Annotated in this window: 21 protein-coding genes; 10 read left to right on the top strand and 11 right to left on the bottom strand. The window is 71.3% G+C overall.

Translation table 11 applies throughout. The features are described from left to right. Positions 1 to 6: 6 nt before the first annotated feature. The 4 genes from VP06_RS21945 to mdeB all read right to left on the bottom strand — a co-directional run bounded on the left by VP06_RS21945 (position 7) and on the right by mdeB (position 5,647). The gene (locus VP06_RS21945) at positions 7 to 441 is read right to left on the bottom strand and encodes a DUF4381 family protein (RefSeq protein WP_048465911.1); all 435 of its coding nucleotides are present in this window, start codon (positions 439 to 441) and stop codon (positions 7 to 9) included. Then, positions 428 to 1,273 (bottom strand): DUF58 domain-containing protein, encoded by an 846-nt coding sequence (locus tag VP06_RS21940; protein ID WP_082167546.1) that lies wholly within the window; start codon positions 1,271 to 1,273, stop codon positions 428 to 430. The genes VP06_RS21945 and VP06_RS21940 overlap by 14 nt, the downstream gene beginning before the upstream one ends. 99 nt (positions 1,274 to 1,372) lie before the next feature. Further along, positions 1,373 to 2,395 carry an AAA family ATPase gene (locus VP06_RS21935; protein ID WP_048465909.1) on the bottom strand — a complete coding sequence of 341 codons (1,023 nt, stop codon included), beginning with the start codon at positions 2,393 to 2,395 and terminating at the stop codon, positions 1,373 to 1,375. A 519-nt stretch (positions 2,396 to 2,914) separates the two neighbouring features. Continuing rightward, a complete protein-coding gene (mdeB, locus tag VP06_RS21930) occupies positions 2,915 to 5,647 on the bottom strand; it encodes an alpha-ketoglutarate dehydrogenase (protein ID WP_048465908.1) in 2,733 nt (910 codons plus the stop codon). Between the two features lie 351 nt (positions 5,648 to 5,998). On the opposite strand from mdeB, the gene gcvT reads away from it, so the two are divergent. The 3 genes from gcvT to gcvP all read left to right on the top strand — a co-directional run bounded on the left by gcvT (position 5,999) and on the right by gcvP (position 10,672). Further along, positions 5,999 to 7,162 carry a glycine cleavage system aminomethyltransferase GcvT gene (gcvT, locus tag VP06_RS21925; protein ID WP_048465907.1) on the top strand — a complete coding sequence of 388 codons (1,164 nt, stop codon included), beginning with the start codon at positions 5,999 to 6,001 and terminating at the stop codon, positions 7,160 to 7,162. A gap of 15 nt (positions 7,163 to 7,177) precedes the next feature. After that, entirely contained in the window at positions 7,178 to 7,540 is a 363-nt protein-coding gene (gcvH, locus tag VP06_RS21920) for a glycine cleavage system protein GcvH (RefSeq protein ID WP_048465925.1), read from the top strand. A 282-nt stretch (positions 7,541 to 7,822) separates the two neighbouring features. After that, positions 7,823 to 10,672 carry an aminomethyl-transferring glycine dehydrogenase gene (gcvP, locus tag VP06_RS21915; RefSeq protein WP_048465906.1) on the top strand — a complete coding sequence of 950 codons (2,850 nt, stop codon included), beginning with the start codon at positions 7,823 to 7,825 and terminating at the stop codon, positions 10,670 to 10,672. 46 nt (positions 10,673 to 10,718) lie between these two features. On the opposite strand, the gene VP06_RS21910 is transcribed toward gcvP, so the two are convergent. From VP06_RS21910 to VP06_RS21880, 7 genes are read right to left on the bottom strand one after another with little or no spacing between them, the layout of a single operon-like run. Further along, on the bottom strand, positions 10,719 to 11,000 hold the full coding sequence (locus VP06_RS21910) for a helix-turn-helix domain-containing protein (protein WP_048465905.1): 282 nt from the start codon (positions 10,998 to 11,000) through the stop codon (positions 10,719 to 10,721). After that, positions 10,997 to 11,326 carry a type II toxin-antitoxin system RelE/ParE family toxin gene (locus VP06_RS21905; protein ID WP_048465904.1) on the bottom strand — a complete coding sequence of 110 codons (330 nt, stop codon included), beginning with the start codon at positions 11,324 to 11,326 and terminating at the stop codon, positions 10,997 to 10,999. The genes VP06_RS21910 and VP06_RS21905 overlap by 4 nt, the downstream gene beginning before the upstream one ends. 57 nt (positions 11,327 to 11,383) lie before the next feature. Then, the gene (gene dnaQ, locus VP06_RS21900) at positions 11,384 to 12,103 is read right to left on the bottom strand and encodes a DNA polymerase III subunit epsilon (protein ID WP_048465903.1); all 720 of its coding nucleotides are present in this window, start codon (positions 12,101 to 12,103) and stop codon (positions 11,384 to 11,386) included. A gap of 48 nt (positions 12,104 to 12,151) precedes the next feature. Further along, positions 12,152 to 12,757 (bottom strand): dephospho-CoA kinase, encoded by a 606-nt coding sequence (gene coaE, locus VP06_RS21895; RefSeq protein WP_048465902.1) that lies wholly within the window; start codon positions 12,755 to 12,757, stop codon positions 12,152 to 12,154. Next, positions 12,754 to 13,617, bottom strand: coding sequence for a shikimate dehydrogenase (locus VP06_RS21890; protein WP_048465901.1), 864 nt, complete (start codon positions 13,615 to 13,617; stop codon positions 12,754 to 12,756). The genes coaE and VP06_RS21890 overlap by 4 nt, the downstream gene beginning before the upstream one ends. A 12-nt stretch (positions 13,618 to 13,629) precedes the next feature. Continuing rightward, positions 13,630 to 14,253, bottom strand: coding sequence for a Maf family protein (locus tag VP06_RS21885; protein WP_048465900.1), 624 nt, complete (start codon positions 14,251 to 14,253; stop codon positions 13,630 to 13,632). A gap of 5 nt (positions 14,254 to 14,258) precedes the next feature. After that, positions 14,259 to 15,089 (bottom strand): pyruvate, water dikinase regulatory protein, encoded by an 831-nt coding sequence (locus VP06_RS21880; RefSeq protein ID WP_048465899.1) that lies wholly within the window; start codon positions 15,087 to 15,089, stop codon positions 14,259 to 14,261. Positions 15,090 to 15,621: 532 nt separating this feature from the next. On the opposite strand from VP06_RS21880, the gene hemE reads away from it, so the two are divergent. From hemE to VP06_RS21845, 7 genes are all read left to right on the top strand, one after another. Then, entirely contained in the window at positions 15,622 to 16,710 is a 1,089-nt protein-coding gene (gene hemE, locus VP06_RS21875) for a uroporphyrinogen decarboxylase (RefSeq protein WP_048465898.1), read from the top strand. A 273-nt stretch (positions 16,711 to 16,983) separates the two neighbouring features. Continuing rightward, a complete protein-coding gene (gene hemJ, locus VP06_RS21870; protein WP_082167544.1) occupies positions 16,984 to 17,406 on the top strand; it encodes a protoporphyrinogen oxidase HemJ in 423 nt (140 codons plus the stop codon). 28 nt (positions 17,407 to 17,434) lie between these two features. Then, a complete protein-coding gene (locus tag VP06_RS21865; RefSeq protein ID WP_197093251.1) occupies positions 17,435 to 18,313 on the top strand; it encodes an alpha/beta fold hydrolase in 879 nt (292 codons plus the stop codon). A gap of 4 nt (positions 18,314 to 18,317) precedes the next feature. Continuing rightward, entirely contained in the window at positions 18,318 to 19,067 is a 750-nt protein-coding gene (locus VP06_RS21860) for an acid phosphatase (protein ID WP_048465897.1), read from the top strand. 293 nt (positions 19,068 to 19,360) lie between these two features. Beyond that, the gene (locus VP06_RS21855) at positions 19,361 to 19,864 is read left to right on the top strand and encodes a response regulator (RefSeq protein ID WP_048465896.1); all 504 of its coding nucleotides are present in this window, start codon (positions 19,361 to 19,363) and stop codon (positions 19,862 to 19,864) included. Continuing rightward, entirely contained in the window at positions 19,861 to 20,196 is a 336-nt protein-coding gene (locus VP06_RS21850; protein ID WP_048465895.1) for a hypothetical protein, read from the top strand. The genes VP06_RS21855 and VP06_RS21850 overlap by 4 nt, the downstream gene beginning before the upstream one ends. A 19-nt stretch (positions 20,197 to 20,215) precedes the next feature. Beyond that, the gene (locus tag VP06_RS21845; protein WP_048465894.1) at positions 20,216 to 22,453 is read left to right on the top strand and encodes an OmpA family protein; all 2,238 of its coding nucleotides are present in this window, start codon (positions 20,216 to 20,218) and stop codon (positions 22,451 to 22,453) included.

Here is a 22,453-nt window from a genome sequence, read left to right as displayed (position 1 = left end):
CGTGTTCTAAGCCCGCAGGCGGGCGAGGAGCCGGGCGAGACCGGCTTCCGCGGCGGCGAGATCGGGCATGGGGCCCGGGGCGTAGAGATCCTGGGCGAGTGCCCGGCCGGGGCCGCTGCCGAAGAAATCGGTGCGCAAGACGGCATCGAGCCCCGCCGGCCCCTCGACCCCGAGGCTGCGGGCGAGCCGCCGGCTCAACCGCGCCAAAGCCACGCGGCGCTCGGGCGGCGGCAGGGCGCGGGCGGCGGCGAGTTCGGCCAGAGCCGCCCGGCGGATCGGGCGGGCGCGCCAGCGCGGCGCGAGCCAGGCGGCGAGGCCCGCGAGCGCCAGCCCGGCCGCGACGGCGGCCAGGATCTCGGGCCGGATCCATCCCGGATCGGGCGGGACGTGCAGACCGCGAAGGCCCGCCAGCACCGCCGGTGCTCCCTCACAGCATGGCATCGAGCCGCTCCATCAGAGGGGCGAACCCTTCCGGGCCCAGCTCGGTGTCGAGGCGCAGACCCGCGAGGCCGAGCCGGGCATAGGCCGCGAGACGATCCTCGGGGGCCGGCCGCGCCTTTCCGATCCGGGCGGTGCCGTGGCGCCCGTCCGGGGTGGCATAGGGGTAGAGGCCGGGGGGCGCGGTGCGCTCGAAGGCGTCGCTCACCAGGATCAGGCTGAGGGAGACCCGCTCGGCCAAGGCCGCCACGCTCTCCGAAAAGCCCTCGCCTGGAGCGTCGAGGGCGCTCGCCAGAACCAGATGCCCACCCGCCGGCAGCAGCGCGCGGGCCCGTTCCAGGGTCAGGCCCAAGGGGGGATCAGGGTGGGGGGAGGCGGCCAGCGCGCTGTCATGCGCCCGGGCGAGGCCCTGGCACAGGGCCGCCATGCCGCGCCCGCCGGCCCGCGGCGGCAGGGCCACCGGCTCGGGGGCAGCGGCGCAGAGGCCGACCCGTCCGCCATCGCCGGCGATGCGCCAGCCGAGCAGCACCAGGGCCTCCGCCGCCGCGACCGAGCGTAAGGAGCGGCGGGTGCCGAACAGCATCGAGGGCCGGAAATCCGCCAGCACCACCACGGCACGGTCGCGCTCCTCGTGGTGGGTACGCACGTGCAGCGTGCCGGTGCGGGCGGTGGCGTTGCGGTCGATGTGGCGCACGTCGTCGCCCTCGGCCCATGGCCGCACGTCGTCCGGCTCGCTGCCGCGGCCGCGCCGCCGCGTGACGATGCCGCCGGGCAGGCCCGAGCGCGCCTTCGTGGTCGCACCGGCGCCGCGGCGGGCGAGGTGGCGCAGCCCCATCAGCATCCCGGCATCCAGGGCGATGCCTGCTTGTGCGAGCGGGTCCGTGCTGGGGAGCGGCCGTGCCACGGTGGGGACAATCCTCAGAGCGCAGGATCCTCAGAGGGGGTGCACCCGGTCGAGCAGGCCGGCCACCACGGCGCGGGCGGTCTGGCCCTCGGCGGCAGCGCGCCAGGTGAGGGCGAGACGGTGGGCAAGCGCGTCGCCGGCGAGCGCCATGACATCGTCCGGCACCACGTGGTCGCGCCCGTGCAGGTAGGCCCTGGCCTTGCCAGCGAGCATCAAGGCCAGGGTGCCCCGGGGCGAGACCGGATGCTCGATGGCGCCGCGCAGATCCGCTGCCGCCGGCCCCCCCCGGGTGGCGGCGACGAGGCGGACCAGAAAATCCTTCAGGGCCGGCGAGACATGGGTCTTGAGTGCGGCGGCACGGGCGGCGCGCAACTCCTCGACGGTGAGGCGCACCGGCATCGGCGTGGCCTCCTCGGTCATCTCGCCCTCGACGAGGTCGAGGATGCGGCGCTCGGACGCCTCGTCCGGCATCTCGACCACGACGTGGAGCAGGAACCGGTCGAGCTGTGCTTCCGGCAGCGGGAAGGTGCCGGCATGTTCGATCGGGTTCTGGGTCGCCACCACCATGAACGGATCGGGCAGCGGGTGGGTGATGCCGGCCACCGTCACCTGGCCCTCGGCCATCGCCTCCAGCAGGGCGGACTGGACCTTGGGCGGCGCGCGGTTGACCTCGTCGACCAGCACCAGCGAGTGGAACAGGGGCCCGGCCAGGAACTCGAACCGGCCGCCATCGGGCCGCCAGACCGTGGTGCCGGTGAGGTCGGCGGGCATCAGGTCGGGGGTGCACTGGATGCGGGCAAAGCCGGTATCGAGCCCATCGGCGAGGCGCTTGACCGCCCGGGTCTTGGCGAGGCCCGGCGCGCCCTCGATCAGCAGGTGGCCGCCGGTGAGGAGCCCGATCAGCAGCCGCTCGACGAGGCCGGAGGCGCCGATGAGGCCCGCTTCGAGGCCGGTCCGCAAGGCGTGGAGCCGCGTGCGCACCGGATCGTCGGACGCCCTGGAGTCGGCTCCCACGATGCCCCGCACCGCGGTCTGCTCAGCGCCTCGCGCCATCCCGTGCGTCTCCCCTCGGACCGGTGCTTCGTGCCGGCGTTGGGGGATCAGGCCGCGTCTTCCCCGGTGCGTCAATCCCGTGCGTGGGAGGGGCGGGGTGTGCTTAAGTCCGCGGCGAGGATTAAGGCGCCCGCCTCTCCCGGCTTAATGACGACCACGGGATCCCCTCTCGCGGTTGGGAGAGGGACAGGGGCACGGGTGATACCGACGGTCGTTGGAAACGACATTTGGTGCCGTTCGCGAAATGTCGCCAAGCCCAAAATCCCGGACATCTGGGCTTGGCATCGACAAGTCGAGATGGCGCAACGGCCGCGTCGATCTCGGGCCTGCCCGAGATCGAATCGATGCGTATGCGTCAGTGTGAAGCTCAGAGCGTCGTGCTGGCCGCTCGACGCTTGGTGCTGGACTCGGAACCGGAACACCCGCACGTGGGATCTTCGATCCCCCGGCCCCTCTCCCACTCGGGAGACGGGAGAGCGCTCCCCGAAAGGAGCGCCTCGCCTCACGGTGCGAGGTGCCTCACACCGTCCAGGGCGCCGGCCGGTTCGGGCCGATCCCGTAGCGGGCCACCGCTTCCGCCACCGTGGACCGGTCGAGCGTGCCCTCGTCGGCGAGCGCCGCCAGCGCCGCCACGGCGACGTGGTGCCGGTCGACCTCGAAGAAGGCGCGCAGGGCACTGCGGGTGTCGCTGCGGCCGAAACCGTCGGTGCCGAGCGTCACGTAGCGGGCCTGAATCGCGGTCGCGATCAGTTGCGGATAGGCCCGGACGTAATCGGTGGCAGCGACGACCGGCGCGGAGCCGGACAGCGCCTCCTCCACCAGGCTGCGTTTTGCCGGCAAACCGGGGTTCAGGCGGTTCGACCGTTCGACCTCGCGGGCCTCGCGGGCGAGTTCGCTGAAGCTCGTGACACTATGAACCTCGGCGGCGATGCCCCATTCCGAGGCGAGAAGCTTTGCTGCCGCGACGACTTCCGGCAGGATCGCGCCGGAGCCAAGGAGGCGGATAGCCGGCTCACCATCTCCATAGCCGGCAAACCGATACATCCCGCGGATGATCCCGTCGCGCACACCCTCGGGCATCGACGGCTGGGCGTAGTTCTCGTTCATCGCCGTGACGTAGTAGAAGGCGTCGATGTCGCGCTCCATCATGTCGCGGGCGCCGTGATCGAGGATCACCGCCATCTCGTAGGCGAAGGCCGGGTCGTAGGCGCGGCAATTCGGGATCGTCGCGGCAACGAGGTGGCTCGATCCATCCTGGTGCTGCAGGCCTTCGCCGCCCAGCGTGGTGCGGCCGGCGGTGGCGCCGATCAGGAAGCCGCGGGCGCGCTGGTCGGCCGCTGCCCAGATCAGGTCGCCGACGCGCTGGAAGCCGAACATCGAGTAGTAGATGTAGAACGGCAGCATCGCGAGGCCATGGACGCTGTACGACGTCGCGGCTGCGGCCCAGGACGAGATCGCGCCGGCTTCCGTGATGCCCTCCTCCAGGAGCTGCCCGTCGCGGGACTCCTTATAATAGAGCATCGAGCCGGCATCCTCCGGCTCGTAGAGCTGGCCGAGCGGCGAGTAGATGCCGACCTGCCGGAACAGGTTGGCCATGCCGAAGGTGCGCGCCTCGTCGGCGACGATCGGCACCACCCGGGGCCCGAGTTCCTTGTGCTTGATCAGGCTGCTGAACAGCCGCACCGCCGCGGTGGTGGTCGACATCTCCTTGCCGTCGGCCTCCAGCGCGAAGCCGGCATAAGTCGAAAGGTCCGGCACCGCGACGTGGGCTGCCGTGCGGCGGCGCTTCGGCAGGAAACCGCCGAGCTTTTCGCGGCGCTCGCGCAGGTAGCGCAATTCGCGGCTGTTCTCGTCGGGCTTGTAGAAGTCCAGTCGCTCGACCTGCGCGTCGGTGAGCGGCAGGGCGAAGCGATCGCGGAATGCCTTCAGCGCATCGGTGTCGAGCTTCTTCGCCTGGTGGGCGGTCATGCGCGATTCGCCCGCGCCGCCCATGCCGTAGCCTTTCTTGGTCTTGGCCAGGATCACGGTCGGGCGGCCCTTGGTCGCCTTGGCAGCCGCGAAGGCAGCAAAGAGCTTGCGGAAATCGTGGCCGCCGCGCTTGAGCTTGTCGACGTCGGCATCCGACATGTGGGAGACCAGCGCCTTCACCTCGTCGTCTTCACCGAAGAAGTGGGCGAGGTTGTAGGCGCCGTCCTTGGCCCCCAGCGTCTGGTACTTGCCGTCCACCGTGGCGGCGAAGCGGCGAAGGAGGGCGTGGTTGGTGTCGCGGGCGAAGATCGCGTCCCATTCCGAGCCCCACAGCACCTTGACGACGTTCCAGCCGGCCCCGCGAAAAACGCTCTCCAGCTCCTGGATGATCTGGCCGTTGCCGCGCACCGGCCCGTCGAGGCGCTGGAGGTTGCAGTTGATGACGAAGGTGACGTTGTCGAGCTTCTCGCGCGCCGCCAGCGTCAGGGCGCCGATCGATTCCGGCTCGTCCATCTCGCCGTCGCCGAACACGCCCCAGACGTGCTGGCCGGCGGTGTCGGCCAACCCCCGGTCGCTCAGGTAGCGCATGAAACGCGCCTGGTAGATCGCATTCATCGGCCCGATGCCCATCGAGCCGGTCGGCACCTGCCAGAAGTCCGGCATCAGCCAGGGATGGGGATAGGAGCACAGGCCCTCGCCGGCGATCTCCTGGCGGTAATGCGTGAGGTTGGTCTCGGAGAGCCGCCCCTCCAGGAAGGCGCGGGCATAGACGCCGGGCGCCGAATGCGGCTGGAAGAACACGAGATCGGCGCCGGCCCCGGAGGCGTCGCCGGCCTGGAAGAAGTGGTTGAAGCCGAGTTCGAAGATCTCGGCGGCCGAGGCGTAGGAGGCGACGTGGCCGCCGAGCTCGCCATAGGCCATGTTGGCCCGCACCACCATGGCGAGCGCGTTCCAGCGCATGATCGAGGTCAGGCGCTCCTCGACCGCGAGGTCGCCCGGATAGGGCGGCTGCTTCTCGAGCGGAATCGTGTTGCGGTAGGGCGAGTAGGGCGGCGCCTCCTCGACGATTCCGATCTCCCGCGCCTTCTGCTCCAGCCGGTCGAGCAGGAAGCGGGCCCGGGCGGCCCCGCCGTGGCGGAGCACCGATTCGAGCGAGGCGAGCCAGTCCGCGGTCTCGGCCGGATCCGGATCGGCCACGCCGCGCGGACCCAGGATCGCCTGATGGCTGGGGCGGTCGTTCTCGTTGACCGGCTGGGCCGGGACCGGCTTGGCGCTCGCGCTCATGGCGTCGTATCTCCCATCGATGGCGCCAGGATAAGTCCCCGGTCGCGGCAGAAGCTGCTTCGTTTGCCGCCGAGCCGCTCTCAAGTGAAAAACATTTTCGTGAGAGGGGATGAAGTCGGTCGTTCTTGCCGCATTCCGCTGCCCTCGCGCCCGTGCCGGCGCGCCGGAGGTCGCGCGTCCCGCACCGTTCGACGGGTAGCGTCAATGGCACCTTTGTCCTAAGGTCGCCCCGAGTCGGGCCGTGCAGGGCCGGCCTTCCCGTCGCTCTCTCCTCGTCGAGGCCGCTTCGGCAAGAGGGTGCGGGGTCGGCTGCCCGCGCGTGTCCGCCATGCCTCGGGACACCGCCTCACGATGACCGCCGATCCGGCCTCCGGCCTCACCCTGCTCCAGACCCCGTTGCACGCGCTGCACCAGGAGGTCGGCGCCCGGATGGTGCCGTTTGCCGGCTATCTGATGCCGCTGCACTATCCGCTCGGGCTGCTCAAGGAGCACCTGCACACCCGCAAGGCGGCCGGCCTGTTCGACGTGTCGCATATGGGCCAGATTGCCGTGCGGGCTCGCTCCGGCGACCTCGCCGACGCCGCCCGCGCCCTGGAGACGGTGCTGCCGATCGACGTTCTCGGGCTCAAGCCCGGGCGCCAGCGTTACGGATTCTTCACGACGCAGGGCGGCGGCATCCTCGACGACCTGATGCTCGCGAACCTGAGCGACCATTACCTGCTGGTCGTCAACGCCGCCAACAAGGCCGCCGACCTCGCCCATCTGCTCGACGCGATCGGCACCGATTGCACGGTGGAGCCGATCGACCGGGCCCTGATCGCGCTCCAGGGCCCGGGAGCGGAAGCGGCGCTCGCCCGCCACCTGCCCGTCGCCGCCGAGATGCGGTTCATGGATGCGCGGCCGGTCACCTTCGCGGGAGAGGAGGGCGTGCAAGAGGGTGTTGCCGTCCGCTCCGGCTATACCGGGGAGGACGGGTTCGAGATCGCGCTGCCGGCCGAATCCGCCTTGGCGCTTGCCCGCGCGCTGCTCGCCGATCCGGAGGTGAAGCCGATCGGCCTCGGCGCCCGCGATTCGCTGCGCCTCGAAGCGGGGCTGTGCCTGCACGGCTCGGACATCGACCGCGAGACCTCGCCGGTCGAGGCCGGCCTGTCCTGGGCGATCCCGAAGGTGCGGCGCCGGGGCGGCGACCGGGCCGGCGGCTTTCCCGGCGCCGAGCGCATCCTGGCGGAACTCGCGGAGGGGCCGGCGCACCTGCGGGTGGGATTGAGGCCGGAGGGACGCACCCCGGTGCGGGCCGGTGCGGCGCTCTACCAGGCCGCCGAGGCGGCCGAGGCCGCCGGCCGGGTGACCTCCGGCGGCTTCGGGCCGAGCCTGGACGGGCCGATCGCCATGGGGGTGCTGCCGAGCGCCCTGGCCGTCCCGGGCAGGCAGGTCTTCGCCGAGGTGCGCGGCCAGCGCCTGCCCTGCGCGGTGGTGCCGCTGCCGTTCCGCCCCGCCGGCTTCAAACGGTCCTGACGAAGGGGAATGTTCATGCTGAAATATACCGACGAGCACGAGTGGCTGCGCCTGGAGGGCGACGTGGCGACGGTGGGGATCACCGACCACGCCGCCGAGCAGCTCGGCGACCTCGTCTTCGTCGAATTGCCGAAGGTCGGCGCCACGCTGACCAAGGGCGCCGCCGCCGCGGTGGTGGAATCGGTCAAGGCGGCCTCCGACGTCTACGCGCCGGTCGATGGCGAGGTGACCGAGGTCAACGAGGACGCGGTGGCGAACCCCGAGAGCGTCGGCACCGATCCCCAGGGCGCCGGCTGGCTCTACCGCGTGCGCCTCAGCGACCCGTCGCAGCTCGACGGATTGATGGACGAGGCGGCCTACCGCGCCTTCGTCGGCTGAACCGTTGTGATGTCCGCCTGATCTGTTCCAACACCAGTATAGCGCGGGATCCCTCTCCGGAGAGGAGGAGGGGCGAGGGTGGAGACGGTGCCGAATTGAGTTCGGACCGTTCCGCTGCTCCGCTCAGCGATCAGAGTTCACGCCTGAAGCCGAGCCACCCTCACCCCCGACCCCTCTCCCACACCTTGCAGCGATCCGGGGCAAGCCTCGGATCGCCTGGAGAGGGGAGACGCGCCCAACCTTTCGAGCCGCCTCGCAACGGCTCCGACCGGGGCACCCCTCATGCCGATGGACAAGTACGATCCCTACGACTTCGCCAACCGCCGCCATATCGGGCCGTCGGTGGACGAGATCGCCCGCATGCTGGAGGTGGTCGGTTCTGAGAGCCTCGACGCGCTGATCGACGAGACCCTGCCGGCCGGCATCCGCCAGACCGAAGCGACCGAGTTCGGCGCCGCCCTGTCGGAGCGCCGGGCGATCGAGCGCCTGCGCGCCACCGCCAACAAGAACAAGCTCCTGACCTCGCTGATCGGCCAGGGCTACCACGGCACCACGATGCCGCCGGCGATCCAGCGCAACATCTTCGAGAACCCGGCCTGGTACACGGCCTATTCGCCCTACCAGCCCGAGATCAGCCAGGGCCGGCTCGAGGCCCTGCTCAACTTCCAGACCTGCGTCAGCGACCTGACCGGGCTCGACATCGCCAATGCCTCGCTCCTCGACGAGGCGACCGCCGCCGCCGAGGCGATGGGCATGGCACGCCGCATCGCGACGGCAAAGCCCGACACCTTCTTCGTCGACGCGCAGTGCCTGCCGCAGACCATCGCGGTGCTGAAGACCCGGGCCGAGCCGTTCGGCTGGCGCATCGTCGTCGGCGATCCCTTCACCGATCTCGACCCCGCGACGGTGTTCGGCGCGATTTTCCAGTATCCGGGCGTCGAGGGCGCGGCCCACGACTTCACCGACGTGATCGCGACGCTCCACGAGGCCGGGGCCATCGCCGTGGTGGCGGCCGATCCCCTGGCGCTCACGGTGCTCAAACCCCCGGGCGAGATGGGGGCCGACATCGCGGTCGGCTCGATGCAGCGCTTCGGCGTGCCGATGGGTTACGGCGGCCCGCACGCCGCCTACATGGCGACGCGGGACGCCCACAAGCGGGCTTTGCCCGGGCGCATCGTCGGCGTCTCGGTCGATTCCCGCGGCAACCGCGCCTACCGGCTCTCGCTCCAGACCCGCGAGCAGCACATCCGGCGCGAGAAGGCGACCTCGAACATCTGCACCAGCCAGGTGCTGCTGGCGATCATCGCCTCGATGTACGCGGTGTTCCACGGGCCGCGCGGGCTGAAGGCGATCGCGATGCGGATCCACCGCGACGCGACCCGGCTCGCCGCGGGCCTGAACCAGCTCGGCTTCGAGACGCATCCGGACGCCTTCTTCGACACGATCACCGTGACGGTCGGGCCGTTCCAGGGCGTGATCCTGAAGAACGCCGTCGCCAACGGGATCAACCTGCGGAAAGTGGGCACCGACCGGATCGGCATCACGGTCGACGAGCGCACCCGGCCCGACATCATCGAGGCGGTGTGGCGCGCCTTCGGGGGCGACGCGCTGGCTTACGACGAAGCCTGGCCCGCGCCGCGCCTGCCGGCCGGCCTGATGCGGACGTCGCAGTACCTGACCCATCCGATCTTCCACATGAACCGGGCCGAGAGCGAGATGACGCGCTACATGCGCCGCCTCGCCGACCGCGACCTCGCCCTCGACCGGGCGATGATCCCGCTCGGGTCCTGCACGATGAAGCTCAATGCCACGGCGGAGATGCTGCCGATCTCGTGGCCGGAATTCTCGGAGCTGCATCCCTTCGCGCCGAAGGACCAGGCCGAGGGCTATGCCGAGATGATCGCCGATCTCTCGCAGAAACTCGCCGACATCACCGGCTACGCGGCGATCTCGATGCAGCCGAATTCCGGCGCGCAGGGCGAATATGCGGGCCTGTTGGCGATCCGCGCCTATCACCTGTCCCGCGGGGAGGGGCACCGGACGGTCTGCCTGATCCCGTCCTCGGCCCACGGCACCAACCCGGCCTCGGCGCAGATGTGCGGCATGACCGTGGTGGTGGTCGGCGCCGACCGCAACGGCAACGTCGACGTGGCCGATTTCCGCGCCAAGGCGGAGCAGCACGGAAACACCCTCGCCGCCTGCATGATCACCTACCCGTCCACCCACGGGGTGTTCGAGGAGGCGGTGCGGGAGATCTGCGACATCACCCAAGCCCATGGCGGCCAGGTCTATCTCGACGGCGCCAACCTCAATGCCCTCGTCGGCCTCGCCCGGCCGGGGGACATCGGGGCCGATGTCAGCCACATCAACCTGCACAAGACCTTCTGCATCCCGCATGGCGGCGGCGGGCCCGGCATGGGGCCGATCGGCGTCAAGGCGCACCTGATCCCGTTCCTGCCCGGCCATGTCGAGACCGACGGGCGCGAGTTCTCGGTCTCGGCCGCTCCTTTCGGCTCCGCGGCGATCCTGCCGATCTCCTGGAGCTACTGCCTGCTGATGGGCGGGCGCGGGCTGACGCAGGCGACCCGCATCGCGATCCTCAACGCCAACTACATCGCCCGGCGCCTCGCCGGCGCCTACGACGTGCTCTACACCGGCACCCACGGCCGCGTGGCGCATGAATGCATCATCGACGCCCGACCGCTGATGAAGAGCGCGGGCGTCAGCGTCGAGGACATCGCCAAGCGCCTGATCGATTGCGGCTTCCACCCGCCGACGATGAGCTGGCCGGTCGCCGGCACGCTGATGATCGAGCCGACCGAATCCGAGACCAAGGGCGAGATCGACCGCTTCTGCGACGCCATGCTGGCGATCCGCGAGGAGATCCGGGCGATCGAGGAGGGCCGGATGGACCGGACCGACAACCCGCTCAAGAACGCGCCCCACACGGTGGAGGACCTGATCGGCGCCTGGGAGCGGCCCTATTCCCGCGAGGCCGCCTGCTTCCCGGCCGGCGCCTTCCGGGTCGACAAGTACTGGCCCCCGGTCAACCGGGTCGACAACGCCTATGGCGACCGGAACCTGGTCTGCGCCTGCCCGCCGGTGGAGAGCTACATGAAGGCGGCGGAGTAGGACGCCCGCGGCGCCCGCCCTACACCAGGGTCGGGCGCTGCCCTGCTCAGGCGGCGTCCGGAATGTGGATCTCGACCCGCAGCCCGACCGCTGCCAGCAGGGCGATGAGATCGTCGAGGGAAAACGTATTGATCTTGCCGCGCAAAAGGTTCTCGACGCGAGACTCCGTCACGCCGAGTCTGAGTGCCGCTTCGGCGTTCGTCCATTCCTTCGCCTGGATGTGACGCTGCAATGCCATCATGAGCGCAGAGCGCATCTTCATCGTCTGCACATCCGCAGGCGTGTCTTCGATGGCGTCCCACACGCTCGCGAAACCGTCGTCGCTCATCGGCCTAGCTCCTTGGCGAGATCGGCATAGCGCTTCTTTGCCAACTCCAGATCTGCGCTGCTCGTTTTTTGCGTCTTTTTCTGGAAACAGTGTAGCACGTGGACCGCGTTAGCGAACTTGGCGACATAGACCACTCGAAATGCGCCAGCCTCATCCCGTATCCTGATTTCCTGAACGCCGATCCCGATCGTGGGCATCGGCTTCCAGTCACTTGGCATCAGCCCGCTCTGGACCTTATCGAGTTGGTAACCCGCTTCACGCCGCGCCGCATGCGGAAAGGCGCGCAGATCGCTGAGGGCGCTGCCGTGAAACTTGAGCACCTTCATGCGACGAACCTGCGAGAACCTTTACACTTGCCGCCCGCCCGGTCCACGTAGCCCGTCTCACACGACCGATCCCTCACCCAGGTAATCCCGCCAGATCGCCTTCTCCCCCAACCCCGCCGTGAAGGCGGCATGCGCCGCCAGCTCGGCCTCGGTGAGGCGGCTGCGGGTCGGGCGGGGGCCGTGCTCGATCGGCGCGGCGCGCAAGCTCGGACCGGCCGGGCCGGCATGGCGCTCCACCGTCAGCCCGAGGGTCGTCTGCTTGCCGCCGAGCAGCTCGATATAGACTTCCGCCAGGATCTGCGCGTCGAGGAGCGCGCCGTGCTTGGTGCGGCGGGAATTGTCGATGCCGTAGCGCGAGCAGAGCGCATCGAGGTTGTTGGCCGCACCCGGATGCTTGCGGCGGGCGAGCGCCAGGGTGTCGACGACCGAGGCGAGTTGGATCGCCGGCGGGGCCTTGTCGCCGAGTCGGGCATATTCGGCGTTGAGGAAGCCGACGTCGAAGGCGGCGTTGTGGATCACCAGGGTGGCGTCGCCGCAGAAATCCAGGAAGTCGGGCAGGATCTGCGCGAAGAGCGGCTTGTCGGAGAGGAACGCATCCGACAGGCCGTGGACCCGGAACGCACCCTCGGAGACCGGCCGCTGCGGGTTGATGTAGCGGTGGAACTCGCGGCCGGACGGGATGTGGTTGAGAAGCTCGATGCCGCCGATCTCGATCAGCCGGTCGGTCTTGGCCTCGGTGCCGGTGGTCTCGGTGTCGAGGACGATCTCGCGCAGCATCGTGCGGTTCCCCTGTGATCTGGTCTCGACCGGTGTAGCGAGGAAGCGTTAACCGGCCCGCCGCGCCGCCACGGCGGCGATCGCCGCCTCGACCTGCGCCTCGGCCTGCGGGAAGCCGCGATCGGTCTCGATCAGGAAGTCGGCGCGCCGGCGCTTCTCGGCATCCGCCATCTGCTTGGCGAGGATCTGCGCGAAAGCCTCCTCGGTCATGCCCGGCCGGGCCAGCACCCGGGCCCGCTGCACCTCGGCCGGGGCGGTGACCACCGCGACGGCGTCGCAGCCCGCCTCGCCCCCGGTCTCGAACAGCAGCGGCACGTCGAGCACCACGAGCGGCGCGGCGGCGTGGGCGGCAAGGAAATCGTCCCGGGCTCGGCCCACCAGGGGATGCACCAGGGATTCGAGGCGGCGCAGGCGCTCAGGCTCGCCGAGCACGGCCGTGCGCAGGGCGGCGCGGTCGACCGCGCCGTCGGGGCTGAGCGTGCCGGGGAAGGCGTCGCCGATCGCCGCCGCGGCGGCGCCGCCCGGCCCGTAGAGGGCGTGCACGCAGGCATCGGCATCGTGGACCGGCACGCCGCGCGCCCGGAACATCGCCGCCGTGGCGCTCTTGCCCATGCCGATCGAACCGGTGAGGCCGAGGACGAAGGGCCGGCTCATCCGTGGCTCCCGAGATCGGCGACGATGCGGGCGCGCAGCGACGGCGTCACCACGGGCGTGCGGCCGAACCAGTGGCGGAAGCCCGGCACCGCCTGGTGCAGCAGCATGCCGAGCCCGTCCACCGCCGGCAGGTCCCGGGCGCGGGCGGCGGCCAGCAGGGGGGTTTCGAGCGGCACGTAGACGACGTCGGCCACCGCCGCCCCGCCCGGCAGGGGCGCGAGGTCGAGGGTGAGCGGGTCCTGCCCGGCCATGCCGAGGGCGGTGGTGTTGATGAGGAGCCCGGTCTCCGGGAGACGCGACGGCACCGCATCCCACGGAATGGCGCTGATCCGGGCGGGATCGAGGGCGGTCAGGCTCTCGGCCCGCTCGGCGCTGCGGTTCGCCACGATCAGGCGCTCCAGGCCGCGGTCGAGGAGGCCGACCAGGATGGCGCGGGCTGCCCCGCCGGCCCCGAGCACCAGGGCGGCGCGGCCATGGGCGATGCCCGTCGCCTCTGGCCAGCCGGCGCCCAGGCTGGCATCGAGATGGGCGAGGAAGCCCGGCGCGTCGGTGTTGTCGCCGTGCAGGCGCCCGTCCTCGAACCACAGCGTGTTGACGGCGCCGATCCGCTCCGCCCGGGGGGTCAGCCCGTCGACGAGGCGGAACGCCGCCTCCTTGTGGGGGATCGTGACGTTGCCGCCGACGAAGCCCGCCTCGCGCAAGGACCGGACGAAATCCGGAAAGGCGTCGGGACGGACGTCGACGCGCTCGTAGGTTCCGGGCAGGCCGTGCTCGGCGAGCCAGTGGCCGTGGATCAGCGGCGAGCGGGAATGGGCGATCGGGTGGCCCACCACGAAGGCTCGGGGGTGCGGGGTCGTCATCGCGAAATCGTCTCAGAACGCCAGCAGGCCCCGCCCGCGCAACCGCGCGAGCAACGGCAGCAGCGGCAGGCCCAGGATGGTCGAGTGGTCGCCCTCGATGCGGTCGAACAGGTTGATGCCGGCGCCCTCGAGCTGGTAGGCGCCGACGCTGCCGGTGACGGCGGGCCCGGCGGCGTCGAGATAGGCTGTGATCGCCGCCTCATCGAGGGACCGCATCGTGAGCCGCGCGGTGACGACGAAGATGTCGGCCACCGCGCCGTCGACGGCGACAGCCACGGCGGAATGGAGCGCATGGAGGCGCCCCTGGAGGCGGGCGAGATGGGCGGCGGCCCCCGCCCGGTCGGCGGGTTTGTGGAACAGCGTGCCGTCGAGATCGAGCACCTGGTCGGCGCCGATCACCACCCGGTCGGGCGCGACCGACGCGACCGCGGCGGCCTTGGCGGCGGCCAGGCGCTCGGCGAGGCGCGCCGGCGAGAGGCCCGCCGCCTCCGCCTCCACGGCGCGCTCGTCGACGCCCGGGGCCCGGGTCTCCACGGTGAGCCCGGCGGAAGCGAGGAGCGCCCGCCGGGTCGGGCTGGTCGAGGCGAGGAGGAGCGGCGCAGGTCCGCGCCAGAGGGACGAAGCGTCGTGCGGCATCGGCGTCAGTCGGCGATGAACTTCAGCCGGTGCTCGCGGTGGAGATCGACGATCGCCGCCGCGGTCTCCTCGATCGAGCGCCGCGTGACGTCGATCACCGGCCAGCGATTGCGGGCGAAGAGCCGGCGCGAGGTCGCGATCTCGTTCGCCACCGCGTCGCGGTCGACGTAGGACGAGGAATCGTCGGCCTTGAGGCTGAGCAGGCGGTTCTGGCGGATCTGCACGATCCGTTCCGGCGAGGCGATCAGCCCGACGATGAGGGGCTGGCGCAGGGTCTCCAGCACCGCCGGCGGCGGCACGCCGGGGATCAGCGGGATGTTGGTGGTCTTCAGGCCGCGATTGGCGAGGTAGATCGCCGTCGGCGTCTTCGAGGTGCGGCTCACCCCGAGCAGGATCACGTCCGCCTCGTTGAGATCGAGCGGCAGGTTGCCGTCGTCGTGGGCGAGGGTGAAGTTCATCGCGTCGATGCGCTTGAAGTACTCGGCGTTCAGCATGTGCTGCGCGCCCGGCCGCGCCGTGGAGTGGGTGCCGAGATAGCCTTGCAGCATCCGGTGCACCGGCTCCAGCACCGACAGGACCGGCGAGCCGGTGGCCCGGCACGCCTCCTCCAGCCGCTCGGTCAGGTCGCGCCCGACCAGGGTGTAGAGCACGATGCCGGGGGCCTGCTCGATCTCGTTGATCACCCGTTCGAGCTGGGTGCCCGAGCGCACGAGGGGATAGACGTGCTCGATCGCCGAGACCCCCTCGTACTGCGCCGCCGCCGCGCGGCCGACATTGATCAGGGTCTCGCCGGTGGAATCCGACACGAGGTGGAGGTGGAAGTAGCTGCGGACCACGCGGGCTCCCCGGGCTCGCCGCGGGCGCGGCAGACACGAAGCGGCTCCGGTGCCCGGTGCGTCATGCACCGATCGGCCGCGCGGAGTCGATCAGTGTGGATAATGCGCCGACGAAGGGAGGTCCAGGCGCGGGGCCTGTGGGTTAACGGCTCGACGCCTCAACAGGCGGCCCGTTAACACTCGTGGCGGGCCGCCCGTGGGAGAATCCGGGACGTGACGCCGCCGATCCGAGCCGGGAGGCGGCCAAGCCCCTCGCGACTCTCGTGATCCTTCGACAATGGAGCAAATCTGTTAAAGGGCTCTTAACGCACCGGCGGTGGGGACGGGCTGTGGACGGGGCTGGAGGCCCACGATGCCTGCCCCCAGAAGAAAAAACAGACTCCTAGAATCTCTCTTTTCTTTTCAGGGGCCTGGGTGGGGATGGCGATCGGCCGTGGTCGCGACCATGCGTCGGGCTGGCGCGGGGGCGCGGTTCTCGGCATAGGGAAGCGATCCGCCAGCGTGGCGGCAAACGGTTGTCGGGGGGCAGGGCATGGGCGGGACCGCGGGAGCCGGACGGACGGGTGCGGAGCGGCCGCTCCTGCGGGTGCTGAACGGGGAGGCTTTGTCGCCCCCGCCGGCCTGGATGATGCGGCAGGCCGGGCGCTACCTGCCCGAGTACCGGGCGGTGCGGGCCGAGGCCGGCTCCTTCCTCGACCTCTGCTACAACCCCGATTTCGCCACCGAGGTCACCCTCCAGCCGATCCGCCGCTTCGGCTTCGAGGCGGCGATCCTGTTTTCCGACATCCTGGTGGTGCCCCACGCGCTCGGCCAGGACGTGCGGTTCGTGGAAGGGGAGGGGCCCCGCCTCGACCCGCTCGCCGGCCGGCCCGACTTCGCAGCGCTGATCGAGGCGGGCGACCCGCGGGTGATGCAGCATCTGGCTCCCGTCTTCGAGACCGTCGGGCGCCTGCGGGCGGAGCTGCCGGCCGAGACCACGCTCCTCGGCTTCTGCGGCGCGCCCTGGACGGTGGCGAGCTACATGATCGGCGGACGAGGCACGCCGGATCTCGCCCCGGCCCGGGACCTCGCGGCCCGCGACCCCGCCCTCCTCGACGCCCTGATCGACCGGCTGGTCGCGGTCTCGACCGAGTACCTGGTGCGCCAGTTCGAGGCCGGCGCCGACGCGGTGCAGATCTTCGAGAGCCATGCCGGCGCCCTGCCGGACGTGCCCGCCGGAGAGGCGGGAGATGCGCTGTCGCGCTGGAGCTTCCAGCCGATCGCCCGGATGGTGTCGGGCATCCGCGCCCGGGTGCCGGACGCGAAGATCATCGTCTTCGCCCGTGGTTCGGGGCTCGACGGCCATGCCCTTGTGGCGGCGGAGACCGGCGCCGACGCGATCGGGGTCGATTGGGCGGTGGACCTGAAGGCGCTGCGCGCCCGCCTGCCGGCCTCGGTGGTCACGCAGGGCAATCTCCACCCCGAGACCCTGATCGCCGGCGGCGAGGCTCTGGACGCGGCGGTGGACGCGATCCGGGAGGCCACCGCCGGCACGCCCCACATCTTCAACCTTGGCCACGGCATCACCCCGCAGACGCCGATCGCCCATGTCGAGCGGATGCTGGCGCGGTTGCGGGGCTGAGGGGAGGGGGCGGCTCGTTCCTTGCGACGGGCCTGCCTTGCGACGGGCCTGCCACCCTCCGCGTCACCCCGGGGCTCGCCGCAGGCGAGAGCCCGGGATCCAGAACCGCTTGCGTACAGGATGAAGCGGAACGCGAACCGATCTCTTCGGACAACACCTGCGGTTCTCGATCCCGGGCTCCGCTTCGCCGACCCGGGATGACGCAGAGCGTGTCAGATCCGTCGGTGTGGTGATCTCCGTCGTTTAATATCCCCCCACAGGAATCATCCCGCCGTGTATCTCTGGATCAAGGCCGCTCACATCATCTCGCTCATCGCCTGGATGGCGGCGATGCTCTACCTGCCGCGGCTGTTCGTCTATCACGCCGGCTTGCCGGCCGGGTCGCCCCAGGGCGAGACCTTCAAGGTGATGGAACGGCGGCTCGCCAAGGCGATCATGCTGCCGGGCCTGATCGCCACCTGGATCTTCGGCATCGCGCTGGCGGTGATGAGCGGCGTCTATACGCAAGGGTGGCTGCACGCCAAGGTCGCCCTGGTCCTGGCGATGAGCGGCATCCACGGCTGGCTGTCGCGGATGGTCAAGGACTTCGCCGCCGACCGGAACACCCGCAGCCCCAAATTCTACCGGGTGCTCAACGAGGTGCCGACGCTCCTGATGATCCTCATCGTGATCCTGGTGGTGGTGAAGCCGTTTTGAACACACCGTCTTGTCGCAAGGGAACGTCATGGCCGGCATCGAGACGCAGACTTTCTCCCTCACCCTCGCCGGGCACAGCCTGAACCTGCCGGCTGACCGGATCGGCGAGGGACCGCCGGCCCTGCTGCTGCCGGCCCTGTCCTCGATCTCCACCCGCGAGGAGATGCGGTCCCTGGCCATGCGGCTGTCCACCCGCCATCGCTGCCTGGTGCCGGACTGGCCCGGCTTCGGCGCGCAACCCCGGGCGCGGGTGCCCCTCGCTCCCGACACCCTCCACGCCTTCCTCGACGCGCTCCTGGCGCAGGCGCCCGGCCCCTACGCCCTCGGGGTCGCGGCGGGACACGCCGCCGGCTACCTCGTCGCCGCGGCCTCCCGGCACCCCGACGCCTTCGCGCGGCTGGTCCTGGTGGCGCCGACCTGGCGCGGTCCGCTGCCGACCGCGATGGGCGAGGAGCGCCGGCCGCTCTTCGGCACCCTGCGCCGTGCGGTCGAGGTGCCGGTCCTCGGCAACCTGCTCTACCGCCTCAATGTCAGCGCGCCGGTCGTGTCGCGGATGATGCAGGCCCACGTCTATGCCGATCCGGCCCGGGTCACCCCCGCGGTGCTCGCCGACAAACGGCGGGTGACGCACCAGCCCCGCGCGCGTTTCGGCACGGCGGCCTTCGTCACCGGCGGCCTCGATCCGGTCTGGACGCGCGAGGATTTCCACGCCCTGTTCGCCCCCGGCCTGCCGCCGGTCCTGATGGTGCAGCCCCGGGGCGCGCCGCGCCGCTCCGGCGCCGAGATGACCGCGCTCGCCGAGGCCGGCCTCGTCCGCAGCGTCGCGGTCCCGGGGGCGCTCGCCGCCCACGAGGAATGCCCCGAAGCGGTCGCGGCCGCGATCCTCTCCGCGGAAGCGGAAGCCTGAAACCGTGCGGGTCGCGCTCGCCCTGTGCCTGGGTCTCGCCGCGGGTGCCGCCGCGGCGGAGCCGGCGCCCTACCTGAAAGCGGGCGCCCTCGACGCCGCCGCGATCCTGCTTCCGCCGCCGAAGCCCGGCAGCGCCGCGCACGCGGCCGATGCGGCAGCCTATGCGGCGACGCGGCGCCTCGCCGGTTCGCCGCGCTGGTCGCTTGCCACCGCCGATGTCGCCTCGGGCATCGCCGCCCTTCTCGACGACTTTTCCTGCGCCGCCGGCCGGCGCCTCGATCCGGCCCGGCTGCCGGCCCTCGCCGGGCTCCTCGCCCGCACCCGCCGCGACGTCGGGGCGGTCGTGCGCGACGCCAAGGTGCGCTTCGCCCGTCCCCGGCCGCATCTCGGCAACGACGCCTCTCTCTGCGTCGACCGCACCGAGGCCCTCGACCGGAGCTTCGCCTACCCGTCCGGTCACGCCACCGAGGGCTGGACCGTCGCCCTCGTCCTCGCCGCCCTGATGCCGGAGCGCGCCGCAGCCATCCTGCGCCGGGGCCGGATCTATGGCGAGAGCCGGATCGTCTGCGGGGTGCATTGGGCGAGCGATGTCGAGGCCGGCCGTCTCGCCGGCAGCGCGCTGTTTGCCGCCCTGGTCGGCGATCCTGCCTTCCGGGCCGACCTCGACCGTGCCCGCCGCGACATCGCCGCCGCGCCGGCGGGTCCGGCGCCGGAACCGGCGGCCTGCGCCCGCGAGGCGGCGGCGTTGCCGTGAGGCCACAGCCCGCGCGGCGGCCGGAATGTCCATCCGAAATACCCCTGCTGGGTCAGACCATTGCGGCGCCTGCGGGTCCGATGTCGCCTCATCCTGACGGCGGGACATTCAACCTAAAGTGGATAAATCGCCCGCAATTCGATGCGTCAGTGATTGACGATGCGTTACCGTGGCGATAACGAGTCGTTGATTTTCAGGACCGAATCATTATCACTTGATGCAGTGCCGATCGGGTGACCGGATCTGCTTTTTCAAGACTTTAGATCCGGTCTGCCGGGTTGGATGATCATTCCATGCGTGCTGTCCGACATGATGGCGGAAGCGGCTTCGCCCAGGCGCGCACGATCAGCGTGCTTCTTCTCGAAGACGACGACGTCGATGCCAAGCTGATCGCCCTTCAGGCAGCCGGTTTCCGGATGATCGACATGCGGGTGCTGCGGGCCCGCTCCACCGCCGAGGCACGCGAGCATGTCGAGGCCGAGCGGATCGACCTCGCGATCCTCGATTTCTGGCTCGGCTGCGAATCGAGCCTGCGCTTCCTGGCGGAGCTCAATGCCCGGCTCCCTGGCCTGCCGGCCATCGTGCTCACCGGGCTCAGCATGCCGGACGTGCGCGAGATGTGCGCGAGCGCCGGTGCCGTGTGCTTCCTCGACAAGGCCAGCCTCACCGGCGAGGCGTTCGAGGCTGCGATCCTCGGGGTGCTGGGCCCGCGCGCCTTCCGCTCTGCCCCCGCCGAGCCGATCCGATACGGGCGGCCCGGCCTCACCGTCATCCAGAACGAGAGATACGACCGATGAACGGCCAGATCACCTATCTCAACGCCGGATCGGGCAACGAGTACGCCGCGACGGAACCGGCCCCGGCCGACGCCGCGAACACCATCGACAAGGTCCGCGAGCTGCTCTACGGCGACGCGATGCGGTCGCAGGAGCGCCGGCACGACGACCTGCGCGAGGCGGTGACCGATCTCGAGCAGCGCATGGTCCAGCGCTTCAACGACATCCAGAAGTCGATCGACGCCCTCGCCCTGTCGCTGCGGATGGAGCAGAGCAATTCCGTGCGGGCGATCGGCAGCGCGGTGACCGAGATGGGCCGGCAGATCTCCGCCCTGGCCGACCGCAATCCGTAAGCGTCGGGCCTGATCCGGGATGAGAGCGGCGGTAGCGCAGGATTCAGCGCGGAATCCGATCGAGGATCCTGCCTTCCGCGACCTGAAGCTGCTGCTGCTGCGCGACGAGCACCGTGACCTCGCCGGCCTGCGGGCCGAGCTGGCGCGGCTCGATCTGCGGGTCGGGTCCGAGGACCGGTTCAGCCGGGCGGTGGCCGACAGCCTGGTGGTTGCCCTCAAGGTCGTCGAGGTCGAGAACCACCGGGCGCTGACCGAGGTGATCGCGCCGCTCGTCGTCGCCGGCATCCGGCGCGAGATCGCCGAATCCCGCGACCTGATGGTGGAGACGCTCTACCCGATCGCCGGCCGGATGGTGACGGCGGCGATCGCCGCGGCCTTCCGCCAGCTCTCCGAGGAGATCAACGAGACCCTCAGCCGCTCGCCGCGCCGGGCCTGGCTGCGGGCGAAGGCCGTGCTGACGGGCCAGTCCTACGCCGCCCTGGTGCTGGCCGAGCTGGCGCGGGGGCGGCTCGAACGCCTGATCCTGATCGACCGCAGCACCGGCGCGGTTCTCGCCACCACCGATCGCGACGGGCAGCCCGATGCCGATCCGGACGGCCAGCTCCACCTGATCGGCGGCCTCGTCACCGCCATCGTGGAATTCGCCGGCCAGGCGCTGAGCGATGTCAACGGCGAGTTGCGCTCCCTCGATTTTGGTGGCCGCACGGTGCTGCTGCGTGCCTCGCCCCTGCTGATCGTGGCGGGCCTCACCGAGGCCGGCCGCGGTGCCGGGCGGCTTGCCGGCGTGGTCGATGCCGAGTTCCTGTCCTTCCTCGACGCGGTCCGGCAGCAGGATGAGACGAATGACGGGGCCGACCATTCCGCGCCGCTTGCCGCGCTTCACCGGGCGATCGCCGCGCGCCTCGTCCCGCCGCGCCCGCGGGTGCGGCCGGTGGCGGTCGCCGGCGCGCTGGCGGCGGTGGCCCTTGCCGCCTGGGCGACCAGTGCCGTCCTGTCGGCCCGGCAGCGCGCCGCCGAGACCGCCGCGCTCGCGCGGATCGAGGCGGCTCCCGACCTGCGCGACTCTCCGCTCCACCTCGCCTTCGACCGTGAGGCCGGCGTGATCCGGGCGACCGGTGTCCTGCCGACCCGCGAGGCCGCCGCGTCCCTGCGCGAGCGCCTCGCCGCGGAGTTTCCGGGCTGGCCGGTCGCCGTCCGGATCGCCGTCACGTCCGATCCGGATTCCGCGCGCATCGCCGCCGCGACCCTCGACCGGCGCGCCGACACCCTCGCGCAGCGTCTCGACGGGGCCGAGGCGAAGCTGGGCGAGGCCCAGGCGCGTCTCGGTCCGCTCGAAGCGCGCCTCGGCCCGCTCGAAACCCGCACCGCCGCCGTCGCGGCGGCGATCCCGGGCCTTGCGCCGCGCGAGGCGGTGACCCGGCTCGAGGCCCGGACCGACGCGCTCGCGCAGCGCGCGACCGCATCCGACGCGACGGTGGGCGAGACCCAGGCGCGTCTCGGCCCGCTCGAGGCCCGGACCGCCGCCGTCGCGGCGGCGATCCCGGGCCTTGCGCCGCGCGAGGCGGTGACCCGGCTCGAAACTCGGACCGACACGCTCGCGCAGCGCGTCGACGGGACCGAGGCGACGGTGGGCGAGACCCAGGCGCGCCTCGGCCCGCTCGAGGCCCGGACCGCCGCCGTCGCGGCGGCAATCCCGGGCCTTGCGCCGCGCGAGGCGGTGGCGCGGCTCGAAACCCGGACCGAGTCCCTCGCGCAGCGCGTCGACGGGACCGAGGCGACGGTGGGCGAGACCCAGGCGCGCCTCGGCCCGCTCGAGGCCCGCACCGCCGCCGTCGAGTCTGCGGTCCCGGGCCTCGCCTCACGCGACGCGGTGGCGCGGCTCGAAGCCCGCATCGACACGCCGCTCAAGCAGCTCGAGGACGCGGTCGCGCGCACCGCGATCTTCTTCGGCCCCGACGCCACCTATCGCGATCCGGAGCGGGCCGAGCGCGATCTCTCGGTGCTCGCCTCGGCCCTCGCGGCGGTGGCCGATGCGCGCCTGCGCATCGTCGGCTATTCCGACGGCGCGGGGACGGCCCGGGCCAACCTCGAAGCGGCGCGGTTGCGCGCCGAGCGCATCACCGCCGACCTGGAGCGCCGCGGCATCCCGCGGGCGCGCCTCGTCGTCGTCAATTCGCGCCCGCCGCTCCAGATCACGGACGAGCGGGTGACCGGCAACCGGCGCGTCGTGTTCGAGCTCGCCTACAGCGCGGAGTAA

Origin of the sequence: Methylobacterium aquaticum (genome assembly GCF_001043915.1) — a bacterium.
Classification (GTDB): domain Bacteria; phylum Pseudomonadota; class Alphaproteobacteria; order Rhizobiales; family Beijerinckiaceae; genus Methylobacterium; species Methylobacterium aquaticum.
The sequence above is the reverse complement of the archived record's forward strand: the minus strand, read 5'-3'. Positions and strand labels throughout refer to the sequence as shown.